Origin of the sequence: Mesorhizobium sp. LjRoot246, from assembly GCF_964254115.1 — a bacterium.
Lineage (GTDB): Bacteria > Pseudomonadota > Alphaproteobacteria > Rhizobiales > Rhizobiaceae > Mesorhizobium.
Genome location: NZ_CAXUSN020000001.1, coordinates 4,866,637 through 4,891,822 on the forward strand (window position 1 = coordinate 4,866,637; position 25,186 = coordinate 4,891,822).

28 protein-coding genes are annotated in these 25,186 nt (G+C 62.7%); 11 read left to right on the forward strand and 17 right to left on the reverse strand.

Translation table 11 applies throughout. The features are described 5' to 3' along the window. Window positions 1-45: 45 nt before the first annotated feature. The 4 genes from ACSQ3L_RS23955 to ACSQ3L_RS23970 all read right to left on the reverse strand — a co-directional run bounded on the left by ACSQ3L_RS23955 (window position 46) and on the right by ACSQ3L_RS23970 (window position 4,554). Window positions 46-393 carry an antibiotic biosynthesis monooxygenase gene (locus tag ACSQ3L_RS23955; RefSeq protein ID WP_436162152.1) on the reverse strand — a complete coding sequence of 116 codons (348 nt, stop codon included), beginning with the start codon at window positions 391-393 and terminating at the stop codon, window positions 46-48. A gap of 138 nt (window positions 394-531) precedes the next feature. Beyond that, a complete protein-coding gene (locus tag ACSQ3L_RS23960) occupies window positions 532-2,412 on the reverse strand; it encodes an ABCB family ABC transporter ATP-binding protein/permease (RefSeq protein WP_436162153.1) in 1,881 nt (626 codons plus the stop codon). 20 nt (window positions 2,413-2,432) lie between these two features. Beyond that, window positions 2,433-2,765, reverse strand: coding sequence for an ArsR/SmtB family transcription factor (locus ACSQ3L_RS23965; RefSeq protein ID WP_436162154.1), 333 nt, complete (start codon window positions 2,763-2,765; stop codon window positions 2,433-2,435). A 295-nt stretch (window positions 2,766-3,060) separates the two neighbouring features. After that, window positions 3,061-4,554 (reverse strand): LysM peptidoglycan-binding domain-containing protein, encoded by a 1,494-nt coding sequence (locus ACSQ3L_RS23970; protein WP_436162155.1) that lies wholly within the window; start codon window positions 4,552-4,554, stop codon window positions 3,061-3,063. Window positions 4,555-4,678: 124 nt separating this feature from the next. Here ACSQ3L_RS23970 and ACSQ3L_RS23975 point away from each other — a divergent pair, with 124 nt between their 5' ends. Beyond that, on the forward strand, window positions 4,679-5,290 hold the full coding sequence (locus ACSQ3L_RS23975; protein ID WP_436162156.1) for a TIGR00730 family Rossman fold protein: 612 nt from the start codon (window positions 4,679-4,681) through the stop codon (window positions 5,288-5,290). 125 nt (window positions 5,291-5,415) lie between these two features. On the opposite strand, the gene ACSQ3L_RS23980 is transcribed toward ACSQ3L_RS23975, so the two are convergent. Continuing rightward, window positions 5,416-6,312, reverse strand: coding sequence for a LysR substrate-binding domain-containing protein (locus ACSQ3L_RS23980; protein ID WP_436162157.1), 897 nt, complete (start codon window positions 6,310-6,312; stop codon window positions 5,416-5,418). A 110-nt stretch (window positions 6,313-6,422) separates the two neighbouring features. Here ACSQ3L_RS23980 and ACSQ3L_RS23985 point away from each other — a divergent pair, with 110 nt between their 5' ends. Together ACSQ3L_RS23985 and ACSQ3L_RS23990 are read left to right on the forward strand one after the other, a co-directional pair. Then, the gene (locus tag ACSQ3L_RS23985) at window positions 6,423-6,713 is read left to right on the forward strand and encodes a muconolactone Delta-isomerase family protein (protein ID WP_436162158.1); all 291 of its coding nucleotides are present in this window, start codon (window positions 6,423-6,425) and stop codon (window positions 6,711-6,713) included. Window positions 6,714-6,891: 178 nt separating this feature from the next. Beyond that, on the forward strand, window positions 6,892-7,890 hold the full coding sequence (locus tag ACSQ3L_RS23990; protein ID WP_436162159.1) for a transporter: 999 nt from the start codon (window positions 6,892-6,894) through the stop codon (window positions 7,888-7,890). A 17-nt stretch (window positions 7,891-7,907) separates the two neighbouring features. Here ACSQ3L_RS23990 and ACSQ3L_RS23995 read toward each other — a convergent pair whose 3' ends face one another. The 9 genes from ACSQ3L_RS23995 to cysS all read right to left on the reverse strand — a co-directional run bounded on the left by ACSQ3L_RS23995 (window position 7,908) and on the right by cysS (window position 15,751). Further along, a complete protein-coding gene (locus tag ACSQ3L_RS23995) occupies window positions 7,908-8,594 on the reverse strand; it encodes a glutathione S-transferase family protein (RefSeq protein WP_436162160.1) in 687 nt (228 codons plus the stop codon). Between the two features lie 9 nt (window positions 8,595-8,603). Continuing rightward, window positions 8,604-9,521 carry an EamA family transporter RarD gene (rarD, locus tag ACSQ3L_RS24000; protein WP_436162161.1) on the reverse strand — a complete coding sequence of 306 codons (918 nt, stop codon included), beginning with the start codon at window positions 9,519-9,521 and terminating at the stop codon, window positions 8,604-8,606. Between the two features lie 83 nt (window positions 9,522-9,604). Continuing rightward, the gene (gene cimA, locus ACSQ3L_RS24005; protein ID WP_436162162.1) at window positions 9,605-11,221 is read right to left on the reverse strand and encodes a citramalate synthase; all 1,617 of its coding nucleotides are present in this window, start codon (window positions 11,219-11,221) and stop codon (window positions 9,605-9,607) included. A gap of 197 nt (window positions 11,222-11,418) precedes the next feature. Further along, window positions 11,419-12,378 (reverse strand): prolyl aminopeptidase, encoded by a 960-nt coding sequence (pip, locus tag ACSQ3L_RS24010; protein ID WP_436162163.1) that lies wholly within the window; start codon window positions 12,376-12,378, stop codon window positions 11,419-11,421. After that, window positions 12,375-12,851, reverse strand: coding sequence for a GFA family protein (locus ACSQ3L_RS24015; protein WP_436162164.1), 477 nt, complete (start codon window positions 12,849-12,851; stop codon window positions 12,375-12,377). The genes pip and ACSQ3L_RS24015 overlap by 4 nt, the downstream gene beginning before the upstream one ends. Further along, a complete protein-coding gene (locus ACSQ3L_RS24020) occupies window positions 12,848-13,339 on the reverse strand; it encodes a GFA family protein (RefSeq protein ID WP_436162165.1) in 492 nt (163 codons plus the stop codon). The genes ACSQ3L_RS24015 and ACSQ3L_RS24020 overlap by 4 nt, the downstream gene beginning before the upstream one ends. Before the next feature lie 6 nt (window positions 13,340-13,345). Further along, on the reverse strand, window positions 13,346-13,732 hold the full coding sequence (locus tag ACSQ3L_RS24025) for a VOC family protein (RefSeq protein WP_436162166.1): 387 nt from the start codon (window positions 13,730-13,732) through the stop codon (window positions 13,346-13,348). Next, window positions 13,729-14,136: an endonuclease domain-containing protein gene (locus tag ACSQ3L_RS24030; RefSeq protein ID WP_436162167.1), complete on the reverse strand. Its 408-nt coding sequence runs from the start codon at window positions 14,134-14,136 to the stop codon at window positions 13,729-13,731. The genes ACSQ3L_RS24025 and ACSQ3L_RS24030 overlap by 4 nt, the downstream gene beginning before the upstream one ends. A gap of 178 nt (window positions 14,137-14,314) precedes the next feature. After that, complete coding sequence (cysS, locus tag ACSQ3L_RS24035) at window positions 14,315-15,751, reverse strand: cysteine--tRNA ligase (protein ID WP_436162168.1); 1,437 nt, start codon at window positions 15,749-15,751, stop codon at window positions 14,315-14,317. A gap of 392 nt (window positions 15,752-16,143) precedes the next feature. Here cysS and ACSQ3L_RS24040 point away from each other — a divergent pair, with 392 nt between their 5' ends. Next, window positions 16,144-16,299 (forward strand): hypothetical protein, encoded by a 156-nt coding sequence (locus tag ACSQ3L_RS24040; protein ID WP_109662740.1) that lies wholly within the window; start codon window positions 16,144-16,146, stop codon window positions 16,297-16,299. 69 nt (window positions 16,300-16,368) lie between these two features. Here ACSQ3L_RS24040 and ACSQ3L_RS24045 read toward each other — a convergent pair whose 3' ends face one another. Further along, the gene (locus ACSQ3L_RS24045; protein ID WP_436162169.1) at window positions 16,369-17,130 is read right to left on the reverse strand and encodes an SOS response-associated peptidase; all 762 of its coding nucleotides are present in this window, start codon (window positions 17,128-17,130) and stop codon (window positions 16,369-16,371) included. A gap of 148 nt (window positions 17,131-17,278) precedes the next feature. Between ACSQ3L_RS24045 and ACSQ3L_RS24050 the strand changes: the two genes are divergently transcribed. From ACSQ3L_RS24050 to ACSQ3L_RS24065, 4 genes are all read left to right on the forward strand, one after another. After that, on the forward strand, window positions 17,279-17,713 hold the full coding sequence (locus ACSQ3L_RS24050) for an NUDIX hydrolase (RefSeq protein WP_436162170.1): 435 nt from the start codon (window positions 17,279-17,281) through the stop codon (window positions 17,711-17,713). A gap of 42 nt (window positions 17,714-17,755) precedes the next feature. After that, entirely contained in the window at window positions 17,756-18,133 is a 378-nt protein-coding gene (locus tag ACSQ3L_RS24055; RefSeq protein ID WP_436162171.1) for a TIGR02301 family protein, read from the forward strand. Window positions 18,134-18,494: 361 nt separating this feature from the next. Then, window positions 18,495-18,752: a hypothetical protein gene (locus ACSQ3L_RS24060; RefSeq protein ID WP_027164925.1), complete on the forward strand. Its 258-nt coding sequence runs from the start codon at window positions 18,495-18,497 to the stop codon at window positions 18,750-18,752. Window positions 18,753-18,834: 82 nt separating this feature from the next. Next, window positions 18,835-19,611, forward strand: coding sequence for a hypothetical protein (locus ACSQ3L_RS24065; RefSeq protein WP_436163517.1), 777 nt, complete (start codon window positions 18,835-18,837; stop codon window positions 19,609-19,611). Between the two features lie 41 nt (window positions 19,612-19,652). On the opposite strand, the gene ACSQ3L_RS24070 is transcribed toward ACSQ3L_RS24065, so the two are convergent. Both ACSQ3L_RS24070 and ACSQ3L_RS24075 read right to left on the reverse strand, forming a co-directional pair. Then, window positions 19,653-19,880, reverse strand: a complete 228-nt coding sequence (locus ACSQ3L_RS24070) for a hypothetical protein (RefSeq protein ID WP_436162172.1) — start codon at window positions 19,878-19,880, stop codon at window positions 19,653-19,655. 25 nt (window positions 19,881-19,905) lie between these two features. Then, entirely contained in the window at window positions 19,906-21,264 is a 1,359-nt protein-coding gene (locus tag ACSQ3L_RS24075; protein WP_436162173.1) for a dihydroorotase, read from the reverse strand. A 75-nt stretch (window positions 21,265-21,339) separates the two neighbouring features. Between ACSQ3L_RS24075 and ygfZ the strand changes: the two genes are divergently transcribed. From ygfZ to ACSQ3L_RS24090, 3 genes are all read left to right on the forward strand, one after another. After that, window positions 21,340-22,200, forward strand: a complete 861-nt coding sequence (gene ygfZ, locus ACSQ3L_RS24080) for a CAF17-like 4Fe-4S cluster assembly/insertion protein YgfZ (protein ID WP_436162174.1) — start codon at window positions 21,340-21,342, stop codon at window positions 22,198-22,200. Between the two features lie 34 nt (window positions 22,201-22,234). Next, window positions 22,235-22,870, forward strand: a complete 636-nt coding sequence (locus ACSQ3L_RS24085) for a hydrolase (RefSeq protein ID WP_436162175.1) — start codon at window positions 22,235-22,237, stop codon at window positions 22,868-22,870. Between the two features lie 165 nt (window positions 22,871-23,035). Further along, window positions 23,036-25,174 (forward strand): putative bifunctional diguanylate cyclase/phosphodiesterase, encoded by a 2,139-nt coding sequence (locus ACSQ3L_RS24090; RefSeq protein WP_436162176.1) that lies wholly within the window; start codon window positions 23,036-23,038, stop codon window positions 25,172-25,174. The last annotated feature ends 12 nt before the right edge of the window (window positions 25,175-25,186 follow it).

The following is a 25,186-nucleotide window of genomic DNA, read 5'->3' on the forward strand; positions in this document are numbered from 1 at the left end:
CGAAAAGTGGAAACCGGTTTTCGGAAAGATCATGCTCAACAAAGATCAGAGCCCGGGAATCCGCTGATAGTTGGCGATGTCGGCCCGCACACCGAGCCGGGCGATCGTCTCCTGCGGGTTGAAGGCGATGCGCTCGTGCGCGGCCTTGACGATCGGCACGACATTGTCGACGGCAGCCTGGCTTTCCCATTCGACGATCGTCACAAGGTTGAATTCGCCCGGCCCCGAGAATTGCTCGAGCAGGAAATCCTGCACGAAGCCTTGTTGCAGGCGCAGCAATTCATGCGTTGTCCGGACCTTGGCGAGTATCTCCTCGCGGGCGATGGCCGGGACGACGAATTTGTCCACCCTGAACACGCTGCCGCCGTTAACGTTCTGATTTATTGTGCTCATTTCGATTGTTCCGTTCTTGGATCATGGTGCTTTGGGCTCCAGGAATGGCCTACAATCTCAACTTAAGTTGAGGTCAAGCGGAATTTCTGAAATCTTTTCCTTCTCCCCTTGTGGGAGAAGGGAGAGCAGCTCCATCGCCTATGACACCTCCGACGTCCGCCGGCGGACGATGACGCCAAACTCGTCGCCCTCGCGGGCGATGCGCAGCCGTTCCTCGGCTTCGGTCGCCTCGCGCTGGCGGTCCCACATCGAGGCATAAAGGCCATGCTTGCGCATCAGTTCGGCGTGGGTGCCGCGCTCGGCGATCTGGCCGTCCTGCAGCACGATGATCTCATCGGCCGTAATCACCGTCGACAGGCGGTGGGCGATGACGATGGTGGTGCGGCCGCGGCTGACCAGATCGAGTGCCGCCTGGATCTCCTGCTCGGTGTGGCTGTCGAGCGCCGAAGTCGCTTCGTCGAGCATCAGGATCGGCGGCGCTTTCAGGATGGTGCGGGCGATCGCCACGCGCTGCTTCTCGCCGCCGGAAAGCTTCAGCCCGCGTTCGCCGACCATCGACTTGTAGCCGTCTGGCAGCCGTTCGATGAAGGGGCCGATCTGCGCGAGTTCGGCCGCCTTGCGCATATCCTCCTCGCTGGCACCGATGCGGCCGTAGCGGATGTTGTAGGCGATGGTGTCGTTGAACAGCACGGTGTCCTGCGGCACCATGCCGATCGCGCCGCGCAAGCTCTCCTGCGTCACGTCCCTGATATCCTGGCCGTCGATCAGCACCTGACCGCCCTGCACGTCGTAAAAGCGGAACAGAAGCCGCGAGATGGTCGACTTGCCGGCACCCGAAGGCCCGACAATGGCAACGGTCTTGCCGGCCGGCACCTCGAAGCTGATGCCCTTCAGTATCTTGCGGTTCGGATCATAGGAGAAATGCACGTCGCGGAATTCGACCTTGCCAGCGCTGACGGCGAGCGGCCTGGCATCCGGCTTGTCGACGATCTCCTGCGGAACATCCAAAAGGTCGAACATCTGCTCGATATCGGTCAGTCCCTGGCGGATTTCGCGGTAGATGAAGCCGATGAAATTGAGCGGTACCGACAGCTGCATCAGCATGGCGTTGATGAAGACGAAGTCACCGACCGTCTGCGTGCCTGCCTGCACTTCCAGCGCCGACATGCACATGACGATGACGGTACCGAGGCCGAAGATGATGCCCTGGCCGAAGTTCAGCCAGCCGAGCGAAGTCCAGATGCGCGTCGCCGATATCTCATAGCGCGCCATGGAGCGGTCGAAGCGCTCGGCCTCCATGCCTTCGTTGTTGAAATATTTGACGGTCTCGTAATTGAGCAGCGAGTCGATCGCCTTGGTGTTGGCGTCGGTGTCGCTGTCGTTCATGTCGCGGCGGATCGAGATGCGCCAGTCGCTGGCGCGGACCGTGAACCAGACATAGACCCAGACGGTGACCGCGACGACGGCCACATATTTCCAACCATAGGTATAGGCGAAAATGCCGGTGGTCAGCGCGAATTCGAGGATGGTCGGCGCCGTATTGAGCATGATGAAGCGCACGATCGTCTCGATGCCCTTGGTGCCGCGTTCGATGATGCGCGACAGGCCGCCGGTGCGACGCTCCAGGTGAAAGCGCAGCGACAGTTGGTGCATGTGGACGAAGGTGCGGAAGGCGAGCTGGCGCACAGCGTACTGGCCGACGCGGGCAAACAGCGCATCGCGCAGCTGGTTGAAGCCCAGCTGCACCAGGCGCACGACATTGTAGGCGACGACCAGCATGACGGGCGCCAGCAGAAAACTCGGCAGCGGCGGCACCGATTTGGCGTCGCCGGCCAGCGCGTCGGTCGCCCATTTGAAGAAATAAGGACCGGCGACCAGCGTCAGCTTGGCGACGACCAGCAGAAGCGTCGCCCAGGTGACGCGGGCTCTCAGATCGGCGCGGTCCGCCGGCCACATGTAAGGCCAAAGGTTGAGCAGCGTCTTGAAGGTCGAGGAGTCCGAGACGGTTTTTTCGGCCATTTTTATTCCTTCTTCTTATTTCAGCGGCCGGAGCAGCAGGAATCGACGAGCGCGGCGACCGATGCGGAAACATCGGCCAGCGCGGCGTGGTCGATCGCGTAGCGCGAGCGCTGGCGATCGGGCTCGAAGCGGACCAGCCCGGCTTCGACCAGTATCTTCAAATGCTGCGACACGGTGGACTGCGCGAGATCGAAATGATCGACGACTTCGCGGCAGCAGCAGGAGTTTCTGGCCGACAGATGTTTCAGGATTTCGATCCGTGCCGGATGGGAGAGCGCTGCAAGTCGGGCGGCGACGGCACGGCTGTCCGGGCTGCAGCCGGGTGCGTTTGTTTCCGGAGAGGATTCTGTCATCGTTCATCGGCGATAGACGATGACCGGCTGTGGGGCAAGCTACCCCGATGGGTAGATTGGCGTGCCGCCCGTCGATGAACCTTTCAACCCTGGAGGGACAGCACCCCCCTCTGGCCTGCCGGCCATCTCCCCCACAAGGAGGGAGATCGGACGTCACATAGGCTTTCGCCAATCGCCATTGCCGCAAAATGAGCCGAGACGTCGAAGCTGCCAATCTCCCCCCTTGCGGGGGAGATGTCCGGCAGGACAGAGGGGGGGTGACGGAACGCGACGAAAGCGTGCGTCCCGTGCTGCCCTACTTCGTCTTCACCGGCGCTGTCGTCGCCTGCTCGCCCATCGCCTTGAGGTCGGCGGCTTCGCCTTCCTTCGACTTTTCCGGAACCTTGAACACCTGTCCGGGCCAGATATGGTCGGGGTTGCTGATCTGGTCCTGGTTGGCGAGGTAGATTGTCGAATAGCGCACACCATGGCCGTAGACGCGCCGTGAAATCCGCCACAGCGTGTCGTTGCGGCGGATGATGACCGCGCCGTCGGCATGTTCAAGCTTGGGCGCCACGGTTTCGGGCACATCGCTTGGCGGCGTCGCCTCTGCCACGGTGGCCGGAGCCTTGGCTGCGGGAGCGGACGCCGTCGCCGGTGCCGTCTCGGCGGCCGGTGCGACGGCAACGGCCGGCGCCTCGGCAGCCGGGGGCGCTTCAGCGGCGGCAGGTTCGGCAGGCTTGGCCACGGCGGCGACCGCTTCGCCCGGCTCACGCTCGAACGGTACGGCTGCACGGGCCACCACCGTCACGCCGTCGGCATCGAGGCCGTCGACATGGATGGTGTAGCTGCCGACCGGAATGTCGCGTGTCGCCTCGACCAGGAAATGACCATCCGGCGACGTCTGCGCATCACCGAGCAGGATGTCGTTGGCATAGGCGCGCACCTTGCGGCCGGCATCGGCGAGGCCGGCGACAAAGATCTTGTTGCCATCGATCTCGACCGCCTCGACGACGATCCTGGGCTCGGCCATTGCTACGGCGGGCGGTGTCGCCGGCGCTGCTGGAGCGGGTGCTGCTTCAACCACGGCCGGCGCTGGAGCCGCGGGAGCCGGAGCAGCGGTTGCAGGCGCTTCGGCTGCAGGCGCGCCCGGCGCGGCAGCCTGGTCGCCGGCGGCCTGAGCGGCAGCGGGCTTTGTCTCGGGCGCGGGAACGGTGAGCAGTTCGGCCGGCTTGCCCGGCTCCTCGACCATGGCCAGCACTTGGCCGGCCGCATCCTTGGGAACCGAGACGACAGCGGTCTGCACCGAGGGCGTTACGACATCGCCGGTGGTCGCACGCAGAGCAATTGTGTAGTCGCCAGGCTTCAGCGGATCATCGAGAATGATAACGAAAGCGCCATCGGGGCCAGCGACCGTCGATCCAAGCACCGTCGAGCCGTTGAGAATTTCGACCTTCGCGTTGGGCGCCGCGTTGCCGGCAATGACGATAGAGCCATTGCCCTCGACGCGCACGACGTCGAAAGACGGTGCAATCGGACCGGCCCCAGCTGCAGTTGCCGGCGCCGCCGCATCCGGTGCGGTTGCCTGGGGCACCGCAGCGGGAGCGGCCGGGACCTCCGCCGGGGGCAGCCGCGCTTCCGTGCCGGGATCAGCCGGTTTCGGCGCCGCGGGCGGTGTAAGCGCCGCCACTTGCGCGGGCAGCGTGGGATTGAGATACGGGTCGAGCGCGCCCGATACATAGGCGGTTCCCGCGGCCGCAACGGTCCCACCCGCCGCGAACAGGAACGCCTTCAATGGATTAATTGCCATATTCCCTACCCCTTAGCCACCTAACGCCGGTCTAGCCTGTTTTACCAATACCGACAAGAAAAAGCCCAGCCTGTTAACCCTTGGGGCTTGACCGCGCTTTCAGACCCAATCACCAATCATCGGCATGAACACGATTCGATCCGTCTGCGTCTATTGCGGCTCGTCTCCGGGCCGCGATGAAATCTATATCAAGGCCGGACACTTGCTCGGGCGCTCCATTGCCAAAGCGGGTCTGCGGCTGATTTACGGCGGTGGCACCAAAGGCATTATGGGCGCCGTCGCCGAAGGCGCGCTCAAGGCCGGCGGCAAGGTTACGGGCATCATTCCGCGCTTCCTGATCAACAAGGAGGCGACCGAAACCGCGCTTGGCCGGCTCGACGAGCTCTTGATCACCGACAACATGCACGAGCGCAAACACAAGATGTTCGAGAAATCCGACGCCTTTGTGGCGCTGCCGGGCGGCATCGGCACGGTCGAGGAGATCGTCGAGGTCATGACCTGGGCGCAGCTCGGCCATCACCGCAAGCCGATTGTCTTCGGCAATGTCGGAGGATTCTGGGATCCGATGCTAGCGTTGCTCGATCACATGGCCGCCGAGGGCTTCATCCACACCGCGCAAAGGGTCAAGCCGCTGGTGGTCGACGACCCCGAAGCGATCGTCGCCGCCATCATGGTGGCTGGATCCTCCGTCGACGCCCCGACGGAGGGCGTGCAGTCGGTCATAGACAAACTGTAAGGCAGTAGTGAGTAGGGAGTAGGAAATAGGGGCGCCGGAAACTGTCCTCGTGAACTGCCCCCCTACTGCCTACTGCCTACTGCCTACTGCCTACTGCCTACTGCCTACTGCCTACTGCCTACTGCCTACTGCCTACTGCCCTCCTGTGCAGCCTGCCGCAAGCCGTCGATCACCGCGCGGCGATCATGACGCCGCCAGGCAAGATAGATGGAGACCGTGCGTTCGAACCATGGCAGGTCGCGAAAAACGATTCGCGCCGGTGCGGCGGCACGCAGGCTGGCTTGCACCGTCGCCAGGCCGAGCCCCGCGCTGACCAGACCGAGCGAGGTCAGCGGATCCGCCGTCTCATAGGCGATGTCGGGCAGAAAGCCGGCCTTGGCGCATGCGGCCAGGAACTGGCCACGATTTGTGTCGTCGGGCTGACGCACGACGGTGATCCAGGTGCGGCCGTCGAGGTGATGCGGCTCGATCTCTGACACTTCAACAAGTGGATCATCTTCGGGGATCGCCAGCACCAGCGGTTCGTGGCGCAGCGCTATGGCTGCGACATCCGGATCATCGTCGGGCGGCGGCGAATAGACAAAGCCCAGGTCCAGTGACTGCTGCCGTAGCCCCTCCAGCTGTGCGGCCGAACGCAGGCTTCTCAGCTGCAGGTGGAAAGCCGGCCGGTCGCGGCGGAACTGGCGCAGCATGCCGGCGACAAGCCCGGCATGCACGGCCCCTTCGACATAGCCGATGGCGAGACGGCCGACGGCGCCGCTGGCCAGGTTGCGGCCGAACTCCTCCAGCCGCCGCGCATTGGACAGCAGCGCGCGGGCCTCGGCGAGGAAGGCGCGACCCTCCGCGTTGAGATGGACCCGCCGTTTCGACCTTTCAAACAGGGAGACACCCACCTGCTCCTCGAGCTGCATGATCTGCCGACTGAGCGGCGATTGCGAGATATGCAGCATTTCGGCGGCGCGCCCGACATTGCCGGTTTCGGCGACGGTGACGAAATACCGGAGCTGACGCAGGTCGAACATTTTTTCTCCGAAGCGTAAAGTCCTTTTGGGTCTCAACTTTAGCCTAACCAGTCTTGGACAGTCTAACCAGCGGAAGTGATAGTCGGCCATCCCAACCAAAGGAGACCGCCATGCAGTTCTTTGCCCTTCTCACCCGCAACACCGAAAAATTTACCGATGCCGATTTCGCCCCGCTTCTGCCCGGCGAAGCCGAACAGCGGCGCACGCTCTATTCCGAAGGCGCGGTGCGCCAAGTGTGGAACCGAGGCGACATCCCGGGCAGCGGCATGATGTTCGAGGCCGCTGATGACGCAGAGGTTCGCGACCGTCTTGCGACCTTGCCACTGGTCAAGGCCGGCATGATGGACATTGTCGCAATCGTGCCGCTCAAGCCCTATCCCGGCTTCGGCCCGAAGCACTGACAGGGCACAATCCGGGGGTGACGAAGGCGTCACCTCCGCATTGCCGCGGCCAATCGACAGACTGTGATCGACTGTCAAAAAACCGTCACACGAAAGCGGGTTCGCTCGTGCTAGACATCGAAGGTCTGGCGGCGATCAAGCGGCGCCATGTTCGAAACCTGTATCTGGCACGACGTCCATGGATATCGCTCTCGCCCCGGAAGGCACCGATCTGTCGCCTTACCTGCCCGACGAGCACGGGTTGTTCTTCATCTATCACTTCACCGCTGAGGGCGTGCGAACCAGGGACGCCTCGGCCGCGCACTGGACATGGCGCAGCTACCAGCTTTCCGACATGCGCGCACGCCATGAGATCGGCGCCGATCAGGCTTTGCCGGCACCGGTGCGCGAAGCCTTCCTGTCCGCCAGCCATGGCTGCCACATCGACCTGGAGGATGACTGGCTCTACGGCGACCTGCCGGACCTGCGCCATGACTATTCGGTGGAGGCAGGCGGGCTCGGCCATTTCCGTTTCGCGCTCAACGACACTATGCTGGTCGGCGCCCGCAAGCAGCCGCTGCAGTCGGTCGACAACATCCGCAAGGCGATCGAAAGCGGATCGCGCAAGTTCCGCTCGCCGGCCGAGTTGATCGAGGCGGTTGTCGGCCAGTCTTTCGACGGCATGGTGGCTGAACTCGCGGCACTCGGCGACAGTCTCGACGGCATCGAGGATCGCATCGTCTGCGACGCATGGCACAATGAGCGGCAGTCCCTCGTCGACGCTCGGCGGCATCTGGTGGTGATCCACAGGCAGATGGCGACGCTGACCAATCTGTTCCGCCATCTCGACCATTCGCACCGCAACGACCTGCCGGATTCCATCAACGACATGGCGGCGCGACTTTCACACAGGGCGCAGACGCTGCATTATGACGGCGAGCAATTGCAGGCGCGCGCCCGGCTGTTGCAGGACGAGCTGATGGCCAAGCTGACGACTCAGTCGAACCGGCTATTGTACGTACTGTCGGTGATGACGGCGGTGCTGTTGCCGATGACCATCATCTCCGGCCTGTTCGGCATGAATGTCGGCGGCCTGCCGTTGGTCGACACGCCGATGGGTTTTTGGGTGGTGACGGCGGTGTCGATGGTAATCGCGGGCGCGACCTATCTCTTTGCCAGGCGGCTCGGACAGATGTAGCGGCTGCCTGACGGCTTTCACGCCGTGGCGCGAAGATCCTCGATGATGGTGCCGGCGGCGGCGACCTCCGCTTCGTGATCGAGCTGGCGCCAGGTCTCGGCAAGGCCCGCTGCGTACCATTCGCGCATCGCCGGCAGATCGAGCAGTTGTCCCGGATAGGCGGCAGCCGCTCCCTCGAAGGAGAGCTCATAGGACTGGACGCGAAACGCCACCGGAGCAAAGAAAGCATCGACGGCGGTGAAATGAGCGCCGGCGAGAAACGGCCCGCCGAAACGGGCAAGGCCGTCGTTCCAGAGATCGCCGAGGCGAAAAAGATCCTGCTTCAGCGCGTCGGACATCGGGAACGGCTTTACCCGCACGCCGCAACTCATAGGACAGGCGTCGCGCAATGCGGTGAAGCTCGAATGCATCTCGGCGGCGGCCGAGCGCGCCCAGGCGCGCGCCTTGGCCTCGACGGGCCACACGCCATGGTGGCGCTCGGCGAGATATTCGGCGATGGCGAGCGAATCCCAGACCGCCCAGCCGTCCTCGATCAGGCACGGCACCCGCCCGCTGGGCGAAAACGACCGGTAGAGTTCCCAGCTCGGTCCGGTCGGGAATGGCGTCAGCCGCTCCTCGAATGGAATATCCAACTCTCGCATCAACACCCAGGGCCGCAGCGACCATGAGGAATAGTTCTTGTTGGCGATATGCAGCAGATACATCGAAACTCCTTATCGAGCAGAAGCCCTGCGCGCCGTCGTCAGCATAGACCAGGAATAGATCGCTAGTGCCGCCCAGATCAGCGCGAACGCAACCGCCTGGGTGGTGCCGAAAGGCTCGTCGAAGATCAAAACGGCGATCAGGAACACCATGGTCGGCGCGATATACTGCATGATGCCGATGGTGGAGAGGCGCAGCAGCTTGGCGCCGAAGGCGAAAAGCAGCAGCGGCACCGATGTAATCGGACCGCAGCCGATCAGCAATGCCGTATCGGCACCACTGCTGGATATGATGTGGTCCTGTCCGGTCGCTGTGAGATAAACGATGTAGCCGAGCGCCGGCACCGACAGCAAAAGCACTTCGAGCAGAAAACCCTGGCTCGGGCCGATCGGCAGCGTCTTGCGGAAGAAGCCGTAGGCGGCGAAGGAAAACGCCAGCGCCAGCGACACCCAAGGCAGCTTGCCGCCTTCGATGGTCAGCACGGCGACGGCGACCGCCGCCAGAACCACCGCCGCGATCTGCAGCCGGTCGAGCCGTTCGCCAAGCAGCAGCGCACCGACGACGACGCTAACCAGCGGATTGATGTAGTAGCCGAGCGCGGTTTCGACGGTGCGGTCGACGGCGATCGCCCAGACATAGATGCCCCAGTTGACCGAGATCAGCGCCGCCGTCAGCGCCGCCATGGCGATGGTGCGGGGTGAGCGAAGCGCCGCCTTGAAATCCGCCGTGCGGCCGGCCCAGACCAGAACGGCGGCGGCGATCGGCACCGACCAGACGATGCGATGGGCAATGACTTCGGCGAGCGGCAGATGCGCCACGGCCTTCATGTAGAAGGGCAGCAATCCCCATAAGAGATAGGCGCCCAGCGCCAGCAGGAAACCGCGCCGGGCCTTGGAATCCGCGTCCAGTACAATTGCTTCAGTGGCCATGGGCCAACGCTATGGCCCAGCCACCTTGCCAAGACCATCGCAAAGTTCTGATGGATCAATGGACTTTCGCTGATGGTTCAACCCTATTCGGCCGCCACCAGCCCGGCCATCTCGCGGTTCTTCATTAGCTTGTAGACGATGGAATCCATCAGCGCCTGGAACGAGGCGTCGATGATGTTTTCGGAGACGCCGACCGTCCACCAGCGCGCGCCGGTACCGTCATACGATTCGATCAGAACGCGGGTGATCGCCTCGGTGCCGCCATTGAGGATACGAACCTTGAAGTCGGCGAGCTCCATGTCGGCGATCTCGTTCTGGTATTTGCCGAGATCCTTGCGCAGCGCGATGTCGAGTGCGTTGACCGGGCCATGCCCTTCGGCGACCGACATCTTCTCCTCGCCGTCGACCAGCACTTTGACGATCGCTTCGGACACCGTCTTCAACTGACCGTTGGCGTCGAAGCGGCGCTCGACCATGCAGCGGAACGAGGTGACGTTGAAGAATTCCGGCAGGCCGTGCAGCATCTTGCGCGCCAAAAGCTCGAAACTGGCGTCGGCACCCTCATAGGCATAGCCCTCGGCCTCGCGTTCCTTGACCACCGCAATCAGCGCGTCGAGCCGGTGATCGTCCTTAGGCACGTCGATGCCGCGCCGCTTCAGCTCGGCGAGGAAATTGGCCTTGCCGCCCTGGTCCGAAACCATGACGCGGCGGCGGTTGCCGACCGTTTCCGGGGGGACGTGCTCATAGGTCGCCGGTTCCTTGGCCAGCGCGGAAGCATGGATGCCGGCCTTGGTGGCGAAGGCAGAGGCGCCGACATAAGGCGCCTGCGCTTCCGGGGCGCGATTCAAGAGTTCGTCGAACGCGCGGGACAACCTGGAAACGCCGGTCAGTGCTTCAGTCGAAATGCCCGTCTCGAAACGATCGGCGAAGGCCGGCTTCAGCGCCAAGGTTGGCACGATCGAGATCAGGTTGGCGTTGCCGCAGCGCTCGCCGATGCCGTTGAGCGTGCCCTGGATCTGGCGCACGCCGGCCTCGACAGCGGCCAGCGAATTGGCGACCGCCTGGCCGGTGTCGTCATGGGCATGGATGCCGAGATGATCGCCTGAAATACCGGACGCAATAACCTTCTCGACGATGACGCGAACTTCCGACGGCTGCGTGCCGCCATTGGTGTCGCACAGCACCACCCAGCGTGCGCCGGCATCGTAAGCGGTCCTGGCGCAGGCTAATGCATAGTCGGGATTGGCCTTGAAGCCGTCGAAGAAATGCTCGCAGTCGACTAGCGCCTCCTTGCCGGCGCCAATCGCCGCCTCGACGGAGGCCTTGATGGCGTCGAGGTTCTCCTCATTGGTGCAGCCGAGCGCGACACGGACATGATAGTCCCAGCTCTTGGCGACGAAGCAGATGGCATCCGACTTCGATTGCACAAGTGACGCAAGGCCGGGATCGTTGGACGCCGATACTCCTGCCCGCTTGGTCATGCCGAAGGCGACGAATTTGGCGCGCGACGTGCGTTTCTCCTGGAAGAAAGCGGTGTCGGTCGGATTGGCGCCGGGATAGCCACCTTCGACATAATCGAGGCCGAAAGCGTCGAGCAGTTTCGCGATGGCGATCTTGTCCTCGACGGAAAAGTCGATCCCCGGCGTCTGCTGGCCATCGCGGAGCGTGGTGTCGAAGAGGAACAGTCTTTCCTTTTTCATGACAGCAAGGTGCCTGAGCACCCCCCTCTGGCCTGCCGGCCATCTCCCCCGCAAGGGGGGAGATCGGCAGCTTTAACGATAACACTGGTCCTGCATCGTCGGCGATTGGCGAAAGCGAAGGCGACATCCAATCTCCCTCCTTGCAGGGGAGATGTCCGGCAGGACAGAGGGGGGTGTGAAGGATCGCCGTGCATCGACTATACCTTCCCCGCGAACCGATCCGTCGCGCGGATCAGCCGGTCAAGGATACCCGGCTCCGAATAAGCATGACCGGCGCCCTCGATCAGGTGGAAATCCGCCTTGGGCCAGGCTTTGTGCAGCGCCCAGGCATAGCGCGCCGGGCACGGCATGTCGTAGCGGCCGTGGACGATGGTGCCGGGAATGTCGCTCAGCTTGTGCGCGTCGCGCAGCAGCTGCCCTTCCTCCAGCCAGCCGGCATGGACGAAATAGTGGTTTTCGATGCGGGCGAAGGCAATGGCATAGTCGTCCTGCCCGAACGGGCCGCTGGTCTCCGGCTCCGGCAACAGCGTGATGGTTTCGCCTTCCCACAGGCTCCAGGCGCGGGCCGCCTCGATCTGCGCCTTGCGATCTATACCGACCAGCCGCTTGCGGTAAGCGGCCATCATGTCGCCGCGCTCGGCCTCCGGGATCGGCGCCAGGAACCGCTCCCATTTGTCAGGAAACATCTCCGAAACGCCGAACTGATAGTACCATTCCAGTTCCGCACGCGTCAGCGTGTAGATGCCGCGCACCACCAGTTCGCTGACGCGTTCGGGGTGCGTTTCGGCATAGGCAAGCGCCAACGTCGAGCCCCAGGAGCCGCCGAACACCAGCCACTTGTCGAAGCCGGCCATTTCGCGCAGGCGTTCGATGTCGGCAACCAGGTGCCAGGTCGTATTGGCTTCGAGCGAGGCGTTGGGCGTTGATTTTCCGCAGCCGCGCTGGTCGAACAGGATGACATCGTAAAGCTTCGGGTCGAACAGACGCCGGTGTTTTGGCGAAATGGTGCCGCCCGGCCCGCCATGCAGGAAGACGGCCGGCTTGGCACCCTTGGTGCCGGAACGCTCCCAGTAGATCTGATGGCCGTCGCCGACGTCGATCATACCGGAATCGAAGGCTTCGATCTCGGGATAGAGGGTACGCAATTGACTGCTCATAGCTGCAAACCTTTGGTCGGCCAGTCCACTGTTTCGTGGTCAGGGTGCTGGAAAGAGATGATGGATTCCTGCCTGTTATAGTAGTCGGGATCCTGATGGATGGGCTGATCGAAGATCGTCTCCACCCAAGGCAGCCGCGCGGCGTAGTTGACCTGGATCTGCGGTGCGAGGTCCGAGCGGTCGTCGAAGGCGCCGATGGCGATCTCAAGTCCGCCAGGCTGCCGGTAGGTCAGCGGCGTCCCGCAGCGGGCGCAGAAGCCACGATCGATGTTGACCGACGACTGAAAATAGCTCGGCTCTTCATGGGTCCATTCGACGCCATCCTTGGGCACCGTGACCAGCGCGCCGAAGAATGAGCCGAACTGCTTTTGGCACATGCGGCAATGGCAGATCGACGGACGGCCGAGCGCTCCATGAATGCGGAAGCGTACGGCGCCGCATTGGCAGCCACCGGTTCTTATCTGATCGGTCATGGCTTTTCCTTTGGCGGCCATTGTTCGGTGTCGTGGTCCGGATGCTGATAGGAGACGAGATCGGCCAGATAAGAGGCCGACGACACGTCGGCCATCGTCTCCTCGCCCGGCAATTGCGGGATCGTATCGACATAAGGCAGCTTTGCCTCGGTGCCCCACTGGATCAGCGGCACGATCTCCGCCGGATTGTCGAACGCGCCGATGGCGAGGCCAACACCATCCGGCGCGGTGAAGGTCAGCGGCGTGCCGCAATCGGCGCAAAAGCCACGATCGACATGGTTGGAGGAGCGGAAGTATTTCGGCTCGCCCCGCGTCCAGTCGAGCCTGGCGCCACGTACAGAAACCAGTGGGGCATAAAACGAGCCGAATGCCTTCTGGCACATGCGGCAATGGCAGACCGAAGCGTCGCCAAGCGCGCCCTCGACACGAAAGCGCACCGCGCCGCACTGGCAGCCGCCGGTGTAGACCGGCCGGTTGTCGAGGCTCATCGCTGCTCACTCCGGGGCATGGCAGACGGCCTCGACATTGTTGCCGTCGGGATCGAAGACGAAAGCGCCATAGTAGTCCGGGTGATAGTGCGGGCGCAGGCCCGGTCCGCCATTGTCCTTGCCGCCGGCGGCGAGCGCTGCGGCATGGAAGGCATCGACCTCGGCGCGGCTGCGCGCGGTGAAGGCGACGTGCTGGTGATCCCTGGGCTTGTCCTTGCCGGTACTCAGCCAGAACACCGGCCGGTCGCGGCCGTAGCCACCGACCTTGGCGCCGCCGGTGTATTCCAGCGGCACCATGTAGAGCAGCGCGGCACCAAGCGGCGCCATCGCCTTATCATAGAAAGCCTTCGAAGCGTCGAAATCGGCAACGGTGATGCCGAGATGGTCGATCATGAGACGGACTCCCTTGCTGGTTCACGTGTTGGCATTTCGGCACCGGCCAGGCCGGCCTCGATCACGATATGCTGGCAGACATTGTCGATATCGCGAATGATGTCGTCGTTCCAGAAGCGCAGGATGGTCCAGCCCAACGCTTCAAGCTTGGCTGTCCGCGCGGCATCTGACGCCGAAACCTCATGCGAAGCGTGCTGGGAGCCATCCAGCTCAACAATCAGCTTCTTGTTGGAGCAAGCAAAATCGACGATGTAACCAGCTATCGGCATTTGGCGTCGAAACGCCAGTCCCATGAGTCTGTGCGCTCTGATCTCATTCCAAAGCTTCAGTTCGGCATCGGTCATGCCCTTGCGCATCTTGCGCGCATTGCCACGGTTGACGGGAGAAACGCGATAATGGGTCATCGCGAGGCGCCCCCCTCTGTCCTGCCGGACATCTCCCCCTCAAGGGGGGAGATCGGCAGCTTCGCAGGAGACGCGCAATGATCAACGGGGGCGATTGGCGAAAGCCGAAATGACGTCCAATCTCCCCCCTTGAGGGGGAGATGCCCGGCAGGGCAGAGGGGGGTGCTTGGCGCCACCCTCACCTCTTCACCTCCCAAGTCGTCACGCGCTCGCCAGTGACCGAGTCCTTGCCATCCTTCAACTGTATACCTTGTGCCAGCAATTCGTCGCGGATGCGGTCGGCTTCGGTCCAGTTCTTGGCGGCGATGAATGCGAGACGCTTGGCGATGGCCTTGGCAACGTGGTCTTCATCAACCTTCGCCGACGCGACATCGAAGCCGAGGAACAGCAGCGACGCCTTTAGCGCAGCGGCGGCATCGTTGCCGTCCGCTGCCTCGCCGGCCAACTGGGTCAGGACCTGGAAGGCGGCATAGGTGGCGAGATCGTCCGACAAGGCATCGATGACCTCCGCGGGCAATTGTCCCGGCGTCGCCGGCGCGAGGTCCGCCGCCCGCTTCCATTTGCGCAGCGTGTTGTCGGCCTCTTCCAGCTTGCGCACGGAAAAGTCGATCGGCTCGCGATAATGCGTCATCAGCATTGCCAGCCGCAGCACGTCGCCCGGCCATTTGCGGCCGCCGAAAGTGTCGGTCTCCAGCAGTTCGTTGATCGAATAGAAATTGCCGAGGCTCTTCGACATCTTCTGCCCTTCGACCTGCAGGAAGCCGTTGTGCATCCAGATGTTGGCCATCACGTCCGTGCCGTGCGCGCAGCGCGACTGGGCGATCTCGTTCTCATGGTGCGGGAAGATCAGGTCGAGGCCGCCGCCATGGATGTCGAACACCTCGCCGAGATAGGCGGCCGACATCGCCGAGCATTCGATGTGCCAGCCCGGCCGGCCCCTGCCCCATGGCGAATTCCAGCCCGGTTCCTCCGGCGACGACAGCTTCCAGAGGACAAAATCGCCGGGATTTTTCTTGTGCGCGTCGACGGCAACGCGTGCGCCGGCCTGTTGCTCGTCGAGATTGCGCTTCGACAACTGGCCATAGTCCGGCATCGACGCCGTGTCGAACAGGACTTCGCCCGCGGCAACATAGGCATGGCCGCGTTCGATAAGGCTTTGAATCAAGGTGATCATGTCGACCTTGCCGTCGGCACGCGGCTCGACGAATTCGGTGGCGCGCGGCTCGACCGTCGGCTCCAGGCAGCCGAGAACCGCGACATCCCTATGGAACTGATCGGCGGTTTTTTCGGTGACCCGCCGGATCGCCTCGTTCAACGAAAGCGTGCTGGAAGCGATCTCGCCGCCGAAATCGCGCAGAGCGCGCGCGTTGATCTTGTCGTCGACGTCCGTGATGTTGCGCACATAGGTGACGTGCGTCTGCCCATGGACATGACGCAGCAGACGGAACAGCACGTCGAAGACGATCACCGGCCTGGCATTGCCGATATGGGCAAAGTCGTAGACCGTCGGGCCGCAGACATACATGCGCACATTGTCCGGATCGATAGGGACGAAATCCTCTTTCGTCCGCGTTAGCGTGTTGTAGAGGCGCAGGCCCTGCGATGCGTCAGACATTCGTGCCTTCCCGGTTCAGAACTCAATTTGAATGGAGCCAGCCCTGCGCGAGACGCAAATCAAGCTCCAGCCTGCTGGCCGGGGCGTTTGTCCAATCTGGGGAAAGATGAGGCGAAAACGTCCGGACCAGCGCGAGGCTAGCCAATAATGCAAATGCCACAAATGGCGAAAGACGTTTTCATGGGCGGCTTTATCGCCTTGGCTTGTGTTGCCGTCAAGTCGCAAGTTTCGGCAAAAACGTTGCTGGATCACAGGTAATGATGCACTGAAACATTTTATTAAACATGTCGGCACAGTCATGAAACATTCGCCGGCTAGATCAGCAGGCGTCACGATTTGGTCAGAATCGGCCATCAAACGCAGACACGAAAATGTTATCTGGGAAGAGAGACATGCCTCGCAGCAAGCAGGAATCCAACCGCGCCAAGCAACCGGCGCTGGCCAACCATTATCGCGCGATCGGCCCGGCCGCGATCGTCGCCGCCCTTCTCCACACCGCGAAGAAGAAGAAGCCGGCACAGAAGATCGTGTCGCCACGCGCTGCCTGAAGTGGGTACGGCCGGCTCCAAGGCGCCAGGCAAAATGGCGCCGACATGCGCCGCTGAAGAACAGTTCAGCTAGAACAACGTCATCTGACTGTCGTCCGCGCCGGGTTTCTGGCGCCTGACCTTCTCGGGCTCCGGCCCGATCTCGCCCCGCTCCTGAATCTCCGGTCCGGTGTTGGCGACCTTGTTGACGAGGTCGGAGACGGGAATTGCCTCGAAGAAATCGAGCTGTGCCGGCCGCAACAGGTCGGCGACATCACGCGGCTCGAGCGTGCGGCAATCCAGCCAGCGGGCGAAATCCCCGGGGTCGATCACCACCGGCATGCGGTCGTGGATATGCGCGATGTCGGCATTGGCGTTGATGGTCAGGACGGCGCCGGTGTCCATCTCCGAACCGCCCGGCTCGGCGTAGGTCTCGACCAGGCCGGCAAAGGCGATCAGCCCGCCATGCCTGGGCCGGATCCAGTAGGGTTGCCCCTTCTTTCCGCCGGTTTGCCGCCATTCGTAGAAGCCTGACGCCGGCACCAGCGCACGGCGATGGCGCATGGCGGCCTTGAACGAGGCCTTTTCGGCAGCGCCCTCCGAGCGCGCGTTGAACAGCAGCGGAAATTCCCTGGTATCCTTGACCCAGGTGGGGATGAGCCCCCAGCGCACCAGCATCGGCTGGCGGTCGGGCAGGTTAGAACCCGGCGCCCGCGGAGCGCCGGCGACCGCCGTCAGGATCGGCTGTGTCGGCGCGATGTTGTAGCGCGCCGGGAAATCATCAAGCCCCGCCACGTCCAGAAAGGCAGCGGTCTGATCCGGTGTCGCGGTCAAGGCAAAACGTCCGCACATGGTCGTTGGTGGCCTTCCGAATGATTTGGCCGAATGGTTCGGTCGAATGGTTGAAAGTGGCGATGGAACCGGCGTTGCGCAACCGTTAAAGCTTGCCCATGTTGGGCGGTCCACAACGGACCTGCCCTTCACGCCTGATCGGGAATCCATGAACGACGCGCGCAAGACACTTCCGGCAGTCTCGGTCGCCGTCGTACGCGCAGACACCGTGCTTCTGGTCAAGCGGGCGCGGCAGCCCTCACAGGGGCTCTACGCCTTCCCAGGCGGCAAGGTCGAAGCCGGCGAAACGCTACAGGATGCAGCCGAACGCGAACTGCTGGAAGAGACCGGCTTGCGGGCCATCGATTACCGCCCGCTTCGGGAAATCCACATCGACGGCAGGGACGACGACCATCCGGTCGATTATCTCCTCACGGTCTTCGGCGCCGCCTATGCCGGCGGCGAAGCAGTGGCCAGCGACGACGCCGAGACGGCGGCCTTCTATACGCTCAGCGAGATGGCTGCACTGCCGCTCGCCGGCTCGGTGTTCGCGGTCGCCGAGGAATTGTTGGGCCTTGGCGGAAGCGCCAGGCCGCAGCCCTGAAAATCGCCTTGCGGGCGACAAATTGTTTCGTCACAAAGGCTTATGAACCGCCTCTCTCCATTCCTCGCTGCATGTCTGGCCGTCAGCATGGCCGTCTCGGCAGGGCCTGCGCTCAGCGCCGGGTCGCCGTTCGAGCCTGGGCTGATGCGGCTGGCGGAAGTTCTGGGATCGCTGCATTTCCTGCGCAATCTGTGCGGCGAGAAAGGCGACCAGTGGCGTGTCGAAATGCAGAAGCTGCTTGATTCGGAAAATCCGGACGCCGAACGGCGCGCCCGTTTCATCGCCAGCTTCAACCGCGGCTACCGTTCCTTCGGCGGCACCTACACGCGGTGCACCCCTTCGGCGACCGAAGCCATCAGCCGTTACATGAAGGAAGGCGAGACACTCTCGCGCGACATCGCCTCGCGTTACGGGAACTAGGCATTTCGAGCTGCTCATCAACAACTATCCGCACCATTGCTGGTGACAGCCGATATATCCGGCTTGTGCCGGGCGATATCTTGGTGCAATCCTCGTGTGGCGCTTCTGCAACAGTATTAACGAAACCTTACCGCGCGAATGCGGAATTAACTCAAACTGAAGGTTTTCGCCCCGCGGGCCGCCCTAATCGGCTAAGTTTGACCCGAGTTGAACGCAACTTCGCACAAGGCAATCGGGCTTTGTAAAAGACGATCAAAAAAATGTCGTATTTACAAATACTTAATTGACCTTGCGTGTGAAATGAACAGATCAAGCCTGATCCGCATCGACGGATCGCCGCTTGAAAGGGTGGACATCGCATATGGAACATGGTGTCAGCGACATCGACGCGCTGGTCAGGGAAGAGAAGCGCCTGACCGCCGTGGAAAGCCACAGCGAGGCCTGGGCGGAAGGTCTCTCTGCCGGCATTGAGCCCGAGATCATTGCCGAAGCGGCGCTCGAAACCGCCTTCGGCGAAATGTTGCGTGCCAATGGCGAGACCTCGGCCCTTGCCCTGCTCGACCGTATGCGTGAAAAGGTGATTGCTGGCGCCTTCGAGCCCGAACGGCTGCGGCACTGAACCGACCTCCGGTTCTTTGACGGCAAAATGCCGCTCGGGCGTCATGCCCGGAAGCAGGGAGAAACGGGCAGTGAGTTTTTCGATGTCAGGCAAGCCGCGCGGCTTGGTCCTCTGCATCTCCTTCGCTGCTAGCTGTGCCGCGATTCCCCTGGGTGTGTGTCTCGCGAGCAGTCCCGCTTACGCGCTAAGCGAGATCAAGCGCGAAGAGCTCCCCCCAACAGTAACGCCGCCGGCGGATGACGACATGTCGCCGCCGGGAAGCACCGTGCCAATGCCCAACCCTGTCGGAACGCCGCCTCCGGCCAGTCAGCCAGCCGCTCCTGCCGAAGCCGAGCCGGACAGCCCAGCGGATGGCGGCGTGACCAGACCGCGCGTCGATCCGGACACGCCGGCACCCGAGGTTGTCTACGATCTCGGCAAACTACCGGAACCGGTACGGCGCATGCACGACCTGATCGTCGAGACATGCAAGGGCGGCGACATCGAAAAGCTGCGGCCCTTGATCGGCACCGGCGACAGCATGACGCAAATATCGCTGACCGACATTGACGGAGACGCCATCGCCTTCCTCAAGGGCCTCTCCGGCGATCCCGACGGCCAGGAGATCCTGGCCATCCTCGAGGAGGTGCTCAATGCGGGCTACGTCCACCTCGATGCCGGCAAGCCGGAAGAGCTCTATGTGTGGCCATATTTCTTCGCCCTGCCGTTGGACAAGCTGGACGCCAAGCAGAGGGTCGAACTGTTCAAGATCGTCACCGCCGGCGACTTCGACGACATGAAGCAGTTCGGCGCTTATATCTTCTACCGCGTCGGCATCACGCCTGCCGGACAGTGGTCGTTCTTCGTCGCCGGGGATTGATGTTCCATCTGCGAGGTAAGGATCAGGACAGCGAACGAACTTCAGACAGTGGTCAAAAGGATGCCACGACCGAACTTGTCCGCCAGGGTCTGGATAAGCAGCTTTTCACGCGTCGTAAGGCGTTTTTGATCGACAAAACGCCAATTGCGCTCATACAGCGCGAAAGCCTCCTCGGCAGGGATCGGGCGTTCCGCATCGCGGTTCCAAGCGAGCGCCTGGAGCTCCGGAAACTCTGCGGGGACAATCATGGGCGCGATATCTGCGTTCATAATCCCCTAACTTAGTGGATCGTACTTAAGAAATCCAACGCTGGGGAAACAACTGGCCCACCAAAGCCTCTGAAAACTCCACCGCTTTGCCCTGGCTGGGCGTGACGATCTCGCCTTCCCACATGACGCGGCGGCCGCGAATGACGGTGCCGACCGGCCAGCCTGTCACTTCCCTGCCATCGTAAGGCGTCCAGCCGGCTTTTGAGCCGGCCTGCGCATTGGTGATGATTTCTCGCCGCTTCATATCGACGATGGTGAAGTCGGCTTCGTAGCCGGCAGCAATGCGGCCTTTTCTCGCCATGCCAAAAATGCGTTGCGGGCCGTGGCTGGACAAGTCGACAAAGCGCTGCAAGGTCAACCGGCCGGCATTGACGTGGTCGAGCATGATCGGCACCAGCGTCTGCACGCCGGTCATTCCCGACGGCGAGGCCGGATAGGGCTTGGCCTTCTCGGCCAGCGTGTGAGGCGCATGGTCGGAGCCGAGCACGTCGACGATGCCTTGCGCAACGCCGTGCCAGATGCCGTCGCGATGGCGCGCAGCGCGGACCGGAGGGTTCATCTGGATCAGCGTGCCAAGTCGCGCATAGTCGACGGCGCTCAATGTCAGATGGTGCGGCGTCGCCTCGCAGGTCGCGACATCCTTGTGCTGTTCGAGGAACAAGATCTCCTCGGCCGTCGAGATGTGCAGGACATGAATGCGGGCGCGTGTGTTTCGCGCGATGCGCACCAGCCGTTCGGTGCAGCGCAAGGCGGCGATCTCGTCGCGCCATACCGGATGCGATGACGGGTCGCCTTCGATGCGTTCACCCAGACGCTCGCGCAGCCGGAACTCGTCTTCCGAATGAAAGGCGGCACGGCGGCGCGTGTTTCTGAGGATCGATGCCACGCCTTCGTCATCCTCGACCAGCAGGTCGCCGGTCGACGAGCCCATGAAAACCTTGATCCCGGCCGCGCCCGGCAACCGCTCAAGCTCGCCAACGTCTTTCGCGTTCTCGCGGGTGCCGCCGACCCAGAAGGCAAAATCGCAATGCATGCGACCAGTGCCGCGCCGAACCTTGTCGGCAAGCGCCGCCTCACTGGTGGTCAAAGGATTGGTGTTGGGCATCTCGAACACGGCGGTGACACCGCCAAGCACGGCCGCGCGCGAACCCGTTTCCAGATCTTCCTTGTGCTCCAGCCCCGGTTCGCGAAAATGCACCTGGCTGTCGATGACACCCGGCAGGATGTGCAGGCCGCGGCAGTCGATCGTCTCACCGGCCGAGGCCCGGCGGAGATCGCCGATGGCGGCGATACGCCCGTCCTTCACACCGATGTCGCGAGCCCCTTCGCCGTCATGGTTGACCACGGTACCGCCTGTCAGGATGAGGTCGTAGTTCATGGCCATGCTCTCTTGCGGGGGGAGTGCCAGCGGCTTACGTAAAGGCCGACCATTTTGCAAGATCAGGCTGCTTTTCCGCCCATGCCCTTTGCCCAGCTCAAAGACCGCGCCCTCATTTCCGTCTCGGGTCCCGACGCCGAGCATTTTCTGCAGAACATCCTGACCACCGATCTCGACATCCTGGCTCCCGGCGAAGCCAAGCCCGGTGCGCTGCTGACGCCGCAAGGCAAGATCCTGTTCGATTTCCTCATCTCTCGTGCCGGCGAGAATTCATTCCAGCTCGAATGCCGTGCCGATATATCGGACGATTTCGTACGCCGGCTGACGCTCTACAAACTGCGTGCGAAGGTCGAGATTGCCAAGGTCGATCAGGTGTTTGTCACCGTCGCGTGGGGAAATGAGTCAACAGCCTCACAATCTGATTCAACGCTGGTCACAGACACGCGCTTTCGCAGTGGCGCCGTCACGCGTTGCTATGGCAAAACAGATGAGCGCAGCGACCTTGCCGCATGGCAAGCCTTCCGCATAGCCGGCGGCATTGCTGAAAGCGGCAGCGACTACCAGCTTGGAGATGCCTTCCCGCATGACGTGCTGCTGGACGAGACCGGCGGCGTCGGCTTCAAGAAGGGTTGCTATGTCGGCCAGGAAGTTGTCTCGCGTATGCAGCATCGCGGCACGGCCAGGCGGCGCGTTATGATTGCATCGGCCGATAGTCCCCTGCCCGCTCCGGGCACCGAGCTAACCGTCGATGGCAGGCCGGTCGGCACGCTCGGCTCGATCGCCGGCGCGACAGGCCTGGCGATTGCCCGCATCGACCGGATCAAGGCGGCGCTCGACGCCGGCCAGTCGATCCTGGCGGGACATGTGCCGGTTGCGCTGGCCATTCCCTCGTGGGCCAAATTCAGCTTCCCGCAGGAAGCCGTCAGCGCGGAGGAGGCCTGATGGCCGCGGACCGCGTCGGCGCGGAGGAGGCCTGATGGCCGCGGACCGCGTCGGCGCGCCGGCACGCGCCTGGCAGCGCATGTTGTCGGGCCGCCGGCTCGACCTGCTCGACCCCTCGCCTCTCGACATCGAGATTTCAGACATTGCGCATGGGCTCGCCCGCGTTGCCCGCTGGAACGGCCAGACCAGCGGCGAGCATGCCTTTTCGGTTGCCCAGCACTCGTTGCTGGTCGAAGCGCTGTTCTGCGACCTGGTGCCTGAGGCTTCAGCCGACGCCCAACTGGCGGCGCTGCTGCACGACGCCCCCGAATATGTCATCGGCGACATGATCTCCCCGTTCAAATCGGTGATGGGCGGCAGCTACAAGGACTGTGAATTGCGGCTGCAGCGCGCCATCCATCTGCGCTTCTCACTGCCGCCTGAACCAGGTGCTGCGCTGCGCAAGGAGATCAAGCGCGCCGACCAGATCGCCGCCTATTTCGAGGCAACGCTGCTCGCAGGCTTTTCGACCGCCGAGGCGACCGAGTTCTTCGGCCGTCCGCGCGGCTTCAATGCCGACCGCTTCGATTTCACGCCACGCTCGGTGACCTGGGCGCAGAATGCGTTCCTCAAGCGATTTTCCGCGATCGAGAAGTCGCGGCACCAGGTTTCGGCACCCGCCATCGGCTAAAGCGCGTCGCGCTGAAACGGATTCATGCGACACGCTTCAGGTCTTTATTTTTACGCATGCCGTTCTCCCAGAACCGAGGTCACTTTTGGGCGACATACATTAAAACGCTAAATTAACCGGCGGCGACCACAGTAGGGCGTTCGATCACGGTCTGCAGGCGCGCTCATGCCCGTCGCTGATGCCAAGGATGGTCCGGCCGTCCCGGAACGGGAGGCCGAAGGCATGGACCGCTCCCGCCACGTGGCAGACGAACTGCGCGAGCAGAACCAACGTTTTTCGGCCGCGGTCGAGAACATGTCGCATGGCCTGTGCATGTTCGACGCCGACGAACGAATGATCATCTGCAACGGCAACTACATCAACATCTTCTGCCTCGACGCCAGAGTGATACGGCCCGGCATCCGGTTCCTCGACATTCTGCGCCACAGCGTCGATATCGGCATTGCCTCGCAAAGCGCCGACGAACTCTACGCCATCCGCAAGCCCTATATCGACCAGGCAAAGCCCTCGACATACGAGGAAAAATTGTCGGACGGCCGCATCATCAGCATCTCGCATCGTCCGCTGGCCTTGGGCGGCTGGGTCTCGATCTACGAGGACATCACCGAACAGCGACGCGCGCAAGAGGATCTCAAGGAGCAGCACCGCCGTTTCGACGCAGCGCTCGCCAACATGTCGCAAGGCTTGCTGATGTACGACGCCGACGGCCGGCTAATCGTGCGCAATCAGCGCATTCTGGAACTCTATGGTGTTAGCGCGGCGGACTTACCGCTTGGCATGGGCCACCGCGAATTGCTCGAACAACTCGTGCGCCTGGGAGTCTATGCGTCCATCGACATCGACAGCGAAGTCTCCAAAACCGAGACTCGCCTGCGGGCGGGGCAGACGCGATCGACCCCGAGCCAGCTTGCCGACGGACGAACGCTGATGATCGCGCGCCGGCCGATGAGCGGCGGCGGCTGGGTCGCCACATTCGACGATGTCACTGAAAGCAGGCTGGCCGAAGAGCGCATGACCCACCTTGCGCATCATGACCCGCTTACCGGGTTGCCCAACCGACAGATGTTTCGTGAGCGGCTCGACCAAGCGTTGGAGGATGCGACGGCACCGCTGGCAATCTTCTCGCTCGATCTCGACCGTTTCAAGACCGTCAACGACACCTGGGGACATCCGGCCGGCGACTGGCTGCTGAAGAGCGTGGCTGAGAGGCTGCAGCGCTGCCTGCGCGATGAAACAGACATCGTCGCCCGTTTCGGCGGCGACGAGTTCGTCATCATCGAGTTCAATTTCAAAAACACCGCCGATGCCGAAAAACTGGCAAAGCGGATCGTCGAGGCGATCACAAAACCGTTCCGCGATAAGAACCGCGAGATGCATGTCGGCATCAGCCTGGGCATCGCCATTTTCCCTGACGATGGCGGGGATGCCGACACGCTGCTGAAAAACGCCGATACGGCGCTTTACCGGGCGAAGAGCGAAGGGCGCAACCTGTATCGCTTCTTCGAGCCCGGTATGGACGCCATGGCGCAGGAACGACGCGCACTCGAGAGCGACCTCGAGGCAGCGCTGCCGCGCCATGAATTCGATCTCGATTTCCAGCCCATTATGAACATCGCCTCCGGCGAGATCGTCGGCGCGGAAGCCTTGATGCGCTGGCATTCGCCAGCGCGCGGCACTGTGGCGCCGGACAAGTTCATTCCGGTCGCCGAGGAAACCGGGCTGATCGTACCGCTTGGCGAGTGGGCGCTGAGGAAAGCCTGCACGGCGGCTGCAAGCTGGCCTGCCGGCCTGCGCATCGCGGTCAATGTCTCGGCCGTGCAGCTCAAAAGCGGCGGCTTTGCCCGCAACGTCATCTCGGCGCTGGCCTTCTCCGGCGTGCCAGCCGGCCGGCTGGAACTGGAAATCACCGAAACCGTGCTGATGGACGAGAGTGACGCGGTGCTGAAGACACTACGCCAGTTACGCGGACTGGGCATTCGTATCGCGCTGGACGATTTCGGCACCGGCTACTCCTCGCTCGGCTACCTCAGGCGTTTTCCCGTCGACAAGATCAAGATCGACCGTTCGTTCATTCGCGACATCGGCAATCGCGACACCGCGGCGATCGTGCGCAGCATCATCGGGCTTGGCCAGGAGCTTGGCATCACCGTAACCGCTGAAGGCGTCGAGACCGATGGCCAGCTCGACACGCTGCGCAAATATGGCTGCGTCGAGGCGCAGGGCTACCTCATCGGCGTGCCGTCGAAGGCGGTGGATATTCAGCGTCTGCTGAAATCCCGTGGGTTGCACAGCCAGACCGGCTGAGGTCGGCCATCG

Excerpts from the sequence above, each read along its gene's own strand:
- ACSQ3L_RS23955 (WP_436162152.1), bottom strand. The coding sequence starts at position 393 with ATGAGCACAATAAATCAGAACGTTAACGGCGGCAGCGTGTTCAGGGTG.
- ACSQ3L_RS23960 (WP_436162153.1), bottom strand. The coding sequence starts at position 2,412 with ATGGCCGAAAAAACCGTCTCGGACTCCTCGACCTTCAAGACGCTGCTC.
- ACSQ3L_RS23965 (WP_436162154.1), bottom strand. The coding sequence starts at position 2,765 with ATGACAGAATCCTCTCCGGAAACAAACGCACCCGGCTGCAGCCCGGAC.
- ACSQ3L_RS23970 (WP_436162155.1), bottom strand. The coding sequence starts at position 4,554 with ATGGCAATTAATCCATTGAAGGCGTTCCTGTTCGCGGCGGGTGGGACC.
- ACSQ3L_RS23975 (WP_436162156.1), top strand. The coding sequence starts at position 4,679 with ATGAACACGATTCGATCCGTCTGCGTCTATTGCGGCTCGTCTCCGGGC.
- ACSQ3L_RS23980 (WP_436162157.1), bottom strand. The coding sequence starts at position 6,312 with ATGTTCGACCTGCGTCAGCTCCGGTATTTCGTCACCGTCGCCGAAACC.
- ACSQ3L_RS23985 (WP_436162158.1), top strand. The coding sequence starts at position 6,423 with ATGCAGTTCTTTGCCCTTCTCACCCGCAACACCGAAAAATTTACCGAT.
- ACSQ3L_RS23990 (WP_436162159.1), top strand. The coding sequence starts at position 6,892 with ATGGATATCGCTCTCGCCCCGGAAGGCACCGATCTGTCGCCTTACCTG.
- ACSQ3L_RS23995 (WP_436162160.1), bottom strand. The coding sequence starts at position 8,594 with ATGTATCTGCTGCATATCGCCAACAAGAACTATTCCTCATGGTCGCTG.
- rarD (WP_436162161.1), bottom strand. The coding sequence starts at position 9,521 with ATGGCCACTGAAGCAATTGTACTGGACGCGGATTCCAAGGCCCGGCGC.
- cimA (WP_436162162.1), bottom strand. The coding sequence starts at position 11,221 with ATGAAAAAGGAAAGACTGTTCCTCTTCGACACCACGCTCCGCGATGGC.
- pip (WP_436162163.1), bottom strand. The coding sequence starts at position 12,378 with ATGAGCAGTCAATTGCGTACCCTCTATCCCGAGATCGAAGCCTTCGAT.
- ACSQ3L_RS24015 (WP_436162164.1), bottom strand. The coding sequence starts at position 12,851 with ATGACCGATCAGATAAGAACCGGTGGCTGCCAATGCGGCGCCGTACGC.
- ACSQ3L_RS24020 (WP_436162165.1), bottom strand. The coding sequence starts at position 13,339 with ATGAGCCTCGACAACCGGCCGGTCTACACCGGCGGCTGCCAGTGCGGC.
- ACSQ3L_RS24025 (WP_436162166.1), bottom strand. The coding sequence starts at position 13,732 with ATGATCGACCATCTCGGCATCACCGTTGCCGATTTCGACGCTTCGAAG.
- ACSQ3L_RS24030 (WP_436162167.1), bottom strand. The coding sequence starts at position 14,136 with ATGACCCATTATCGCGTTTCTCCCGTCAACCGTGGCAATGCGCGCAAG.
- cysS (WP_436162168.1), bottom strand. The coding sequence starts at position 15,751 with ATGTCTGACGCATCGCAGGGCCTGCGCCTCTACAACACGCTAACGCGG.
- ACSQ3L_RS24040 (WP_109662740.1), top strand. The coding sequence starts at position 16,144 with ATGCCTCGCAGCAAGCAGGAATCCAACCGCGCCAAGCAACCGGCGCTG.
- ACSQ3L_RS24045 (WP_436162169.1), bottom strand. The coding sequence starts at position 17,130 with ATGTGCGGACGTTTTGCCTTGACCGCGACACCGGATCAGACCGCTGCC.
- ACSQ3L_RS24050 (WP_436162170.1), top strand. The coding sequence starts at position 17,279 with ATGAACGACGCGCGCAAGACACTTCCGGCAGTCTCGGTCGCCGTCGTA.
- ACSQ3L_RS24055 (WP_436162171.1), top strand. The coding sequence starts at position 17,756 with ATGAACCGCCTCTCTCCATTCCTCGCTGCATGTCTGGCCGTCAGCATG.
- ACSQ3L_RS24060 (WP_027164925.1), top strand. The coding sequence starts at position 18,495 with ATGGAACATGGTGTCAGCGACATCGACGCGCTGGTCAGGGAAGAGAAG.
- ACSQ3L_RS24065 (WP_436163517.1), top strand. The coding sequence starts at position 18,835 with ATGTCAGGCAAGCCGCGCGGCTTGGTCCTCTGCATCTCCTTCGCTGCT.
- ACSQ3L_RS24070 (WP_436162172.1), bottom strand. The coding sequence starts at position 19,880 with ATGAACGCAGATATCGCGCCCATGATTGTCCCCGCAGAGTTTCCGGAG.
- ACSQ3L_RS24075 (WP_436162173.1), bottom strand. The coding sequence starts at position 21,264 with ATGGCCATGAACTACGACCTCATCCTGACAGGCGGTACCGTGGTCAAC.
- ygfZ (WP_436162174.1), top strand. The coding sequence starts at position 21,340 with ATGCCCTTTGCCCAGCTCAAAGACCGCGCCCTCATTTCCGTCTCGGGT.
- ACSQ3L_RS24085 (WP_436162175.1), top strand. The coding sequence starts at position 22,235 with ATGGCCGCGGACCGCGTCGGCGCGCCGGCACGCGCCTGGCAGCGCATG.
- ACSQ3L_RS24090 (WP_436162176.1), top strand. The coding sequence starts at position 23,036 with ATGCCCGTCGCTGATGCCAAGGATGGTCCGGCCGTCCCGGAACGGGAG.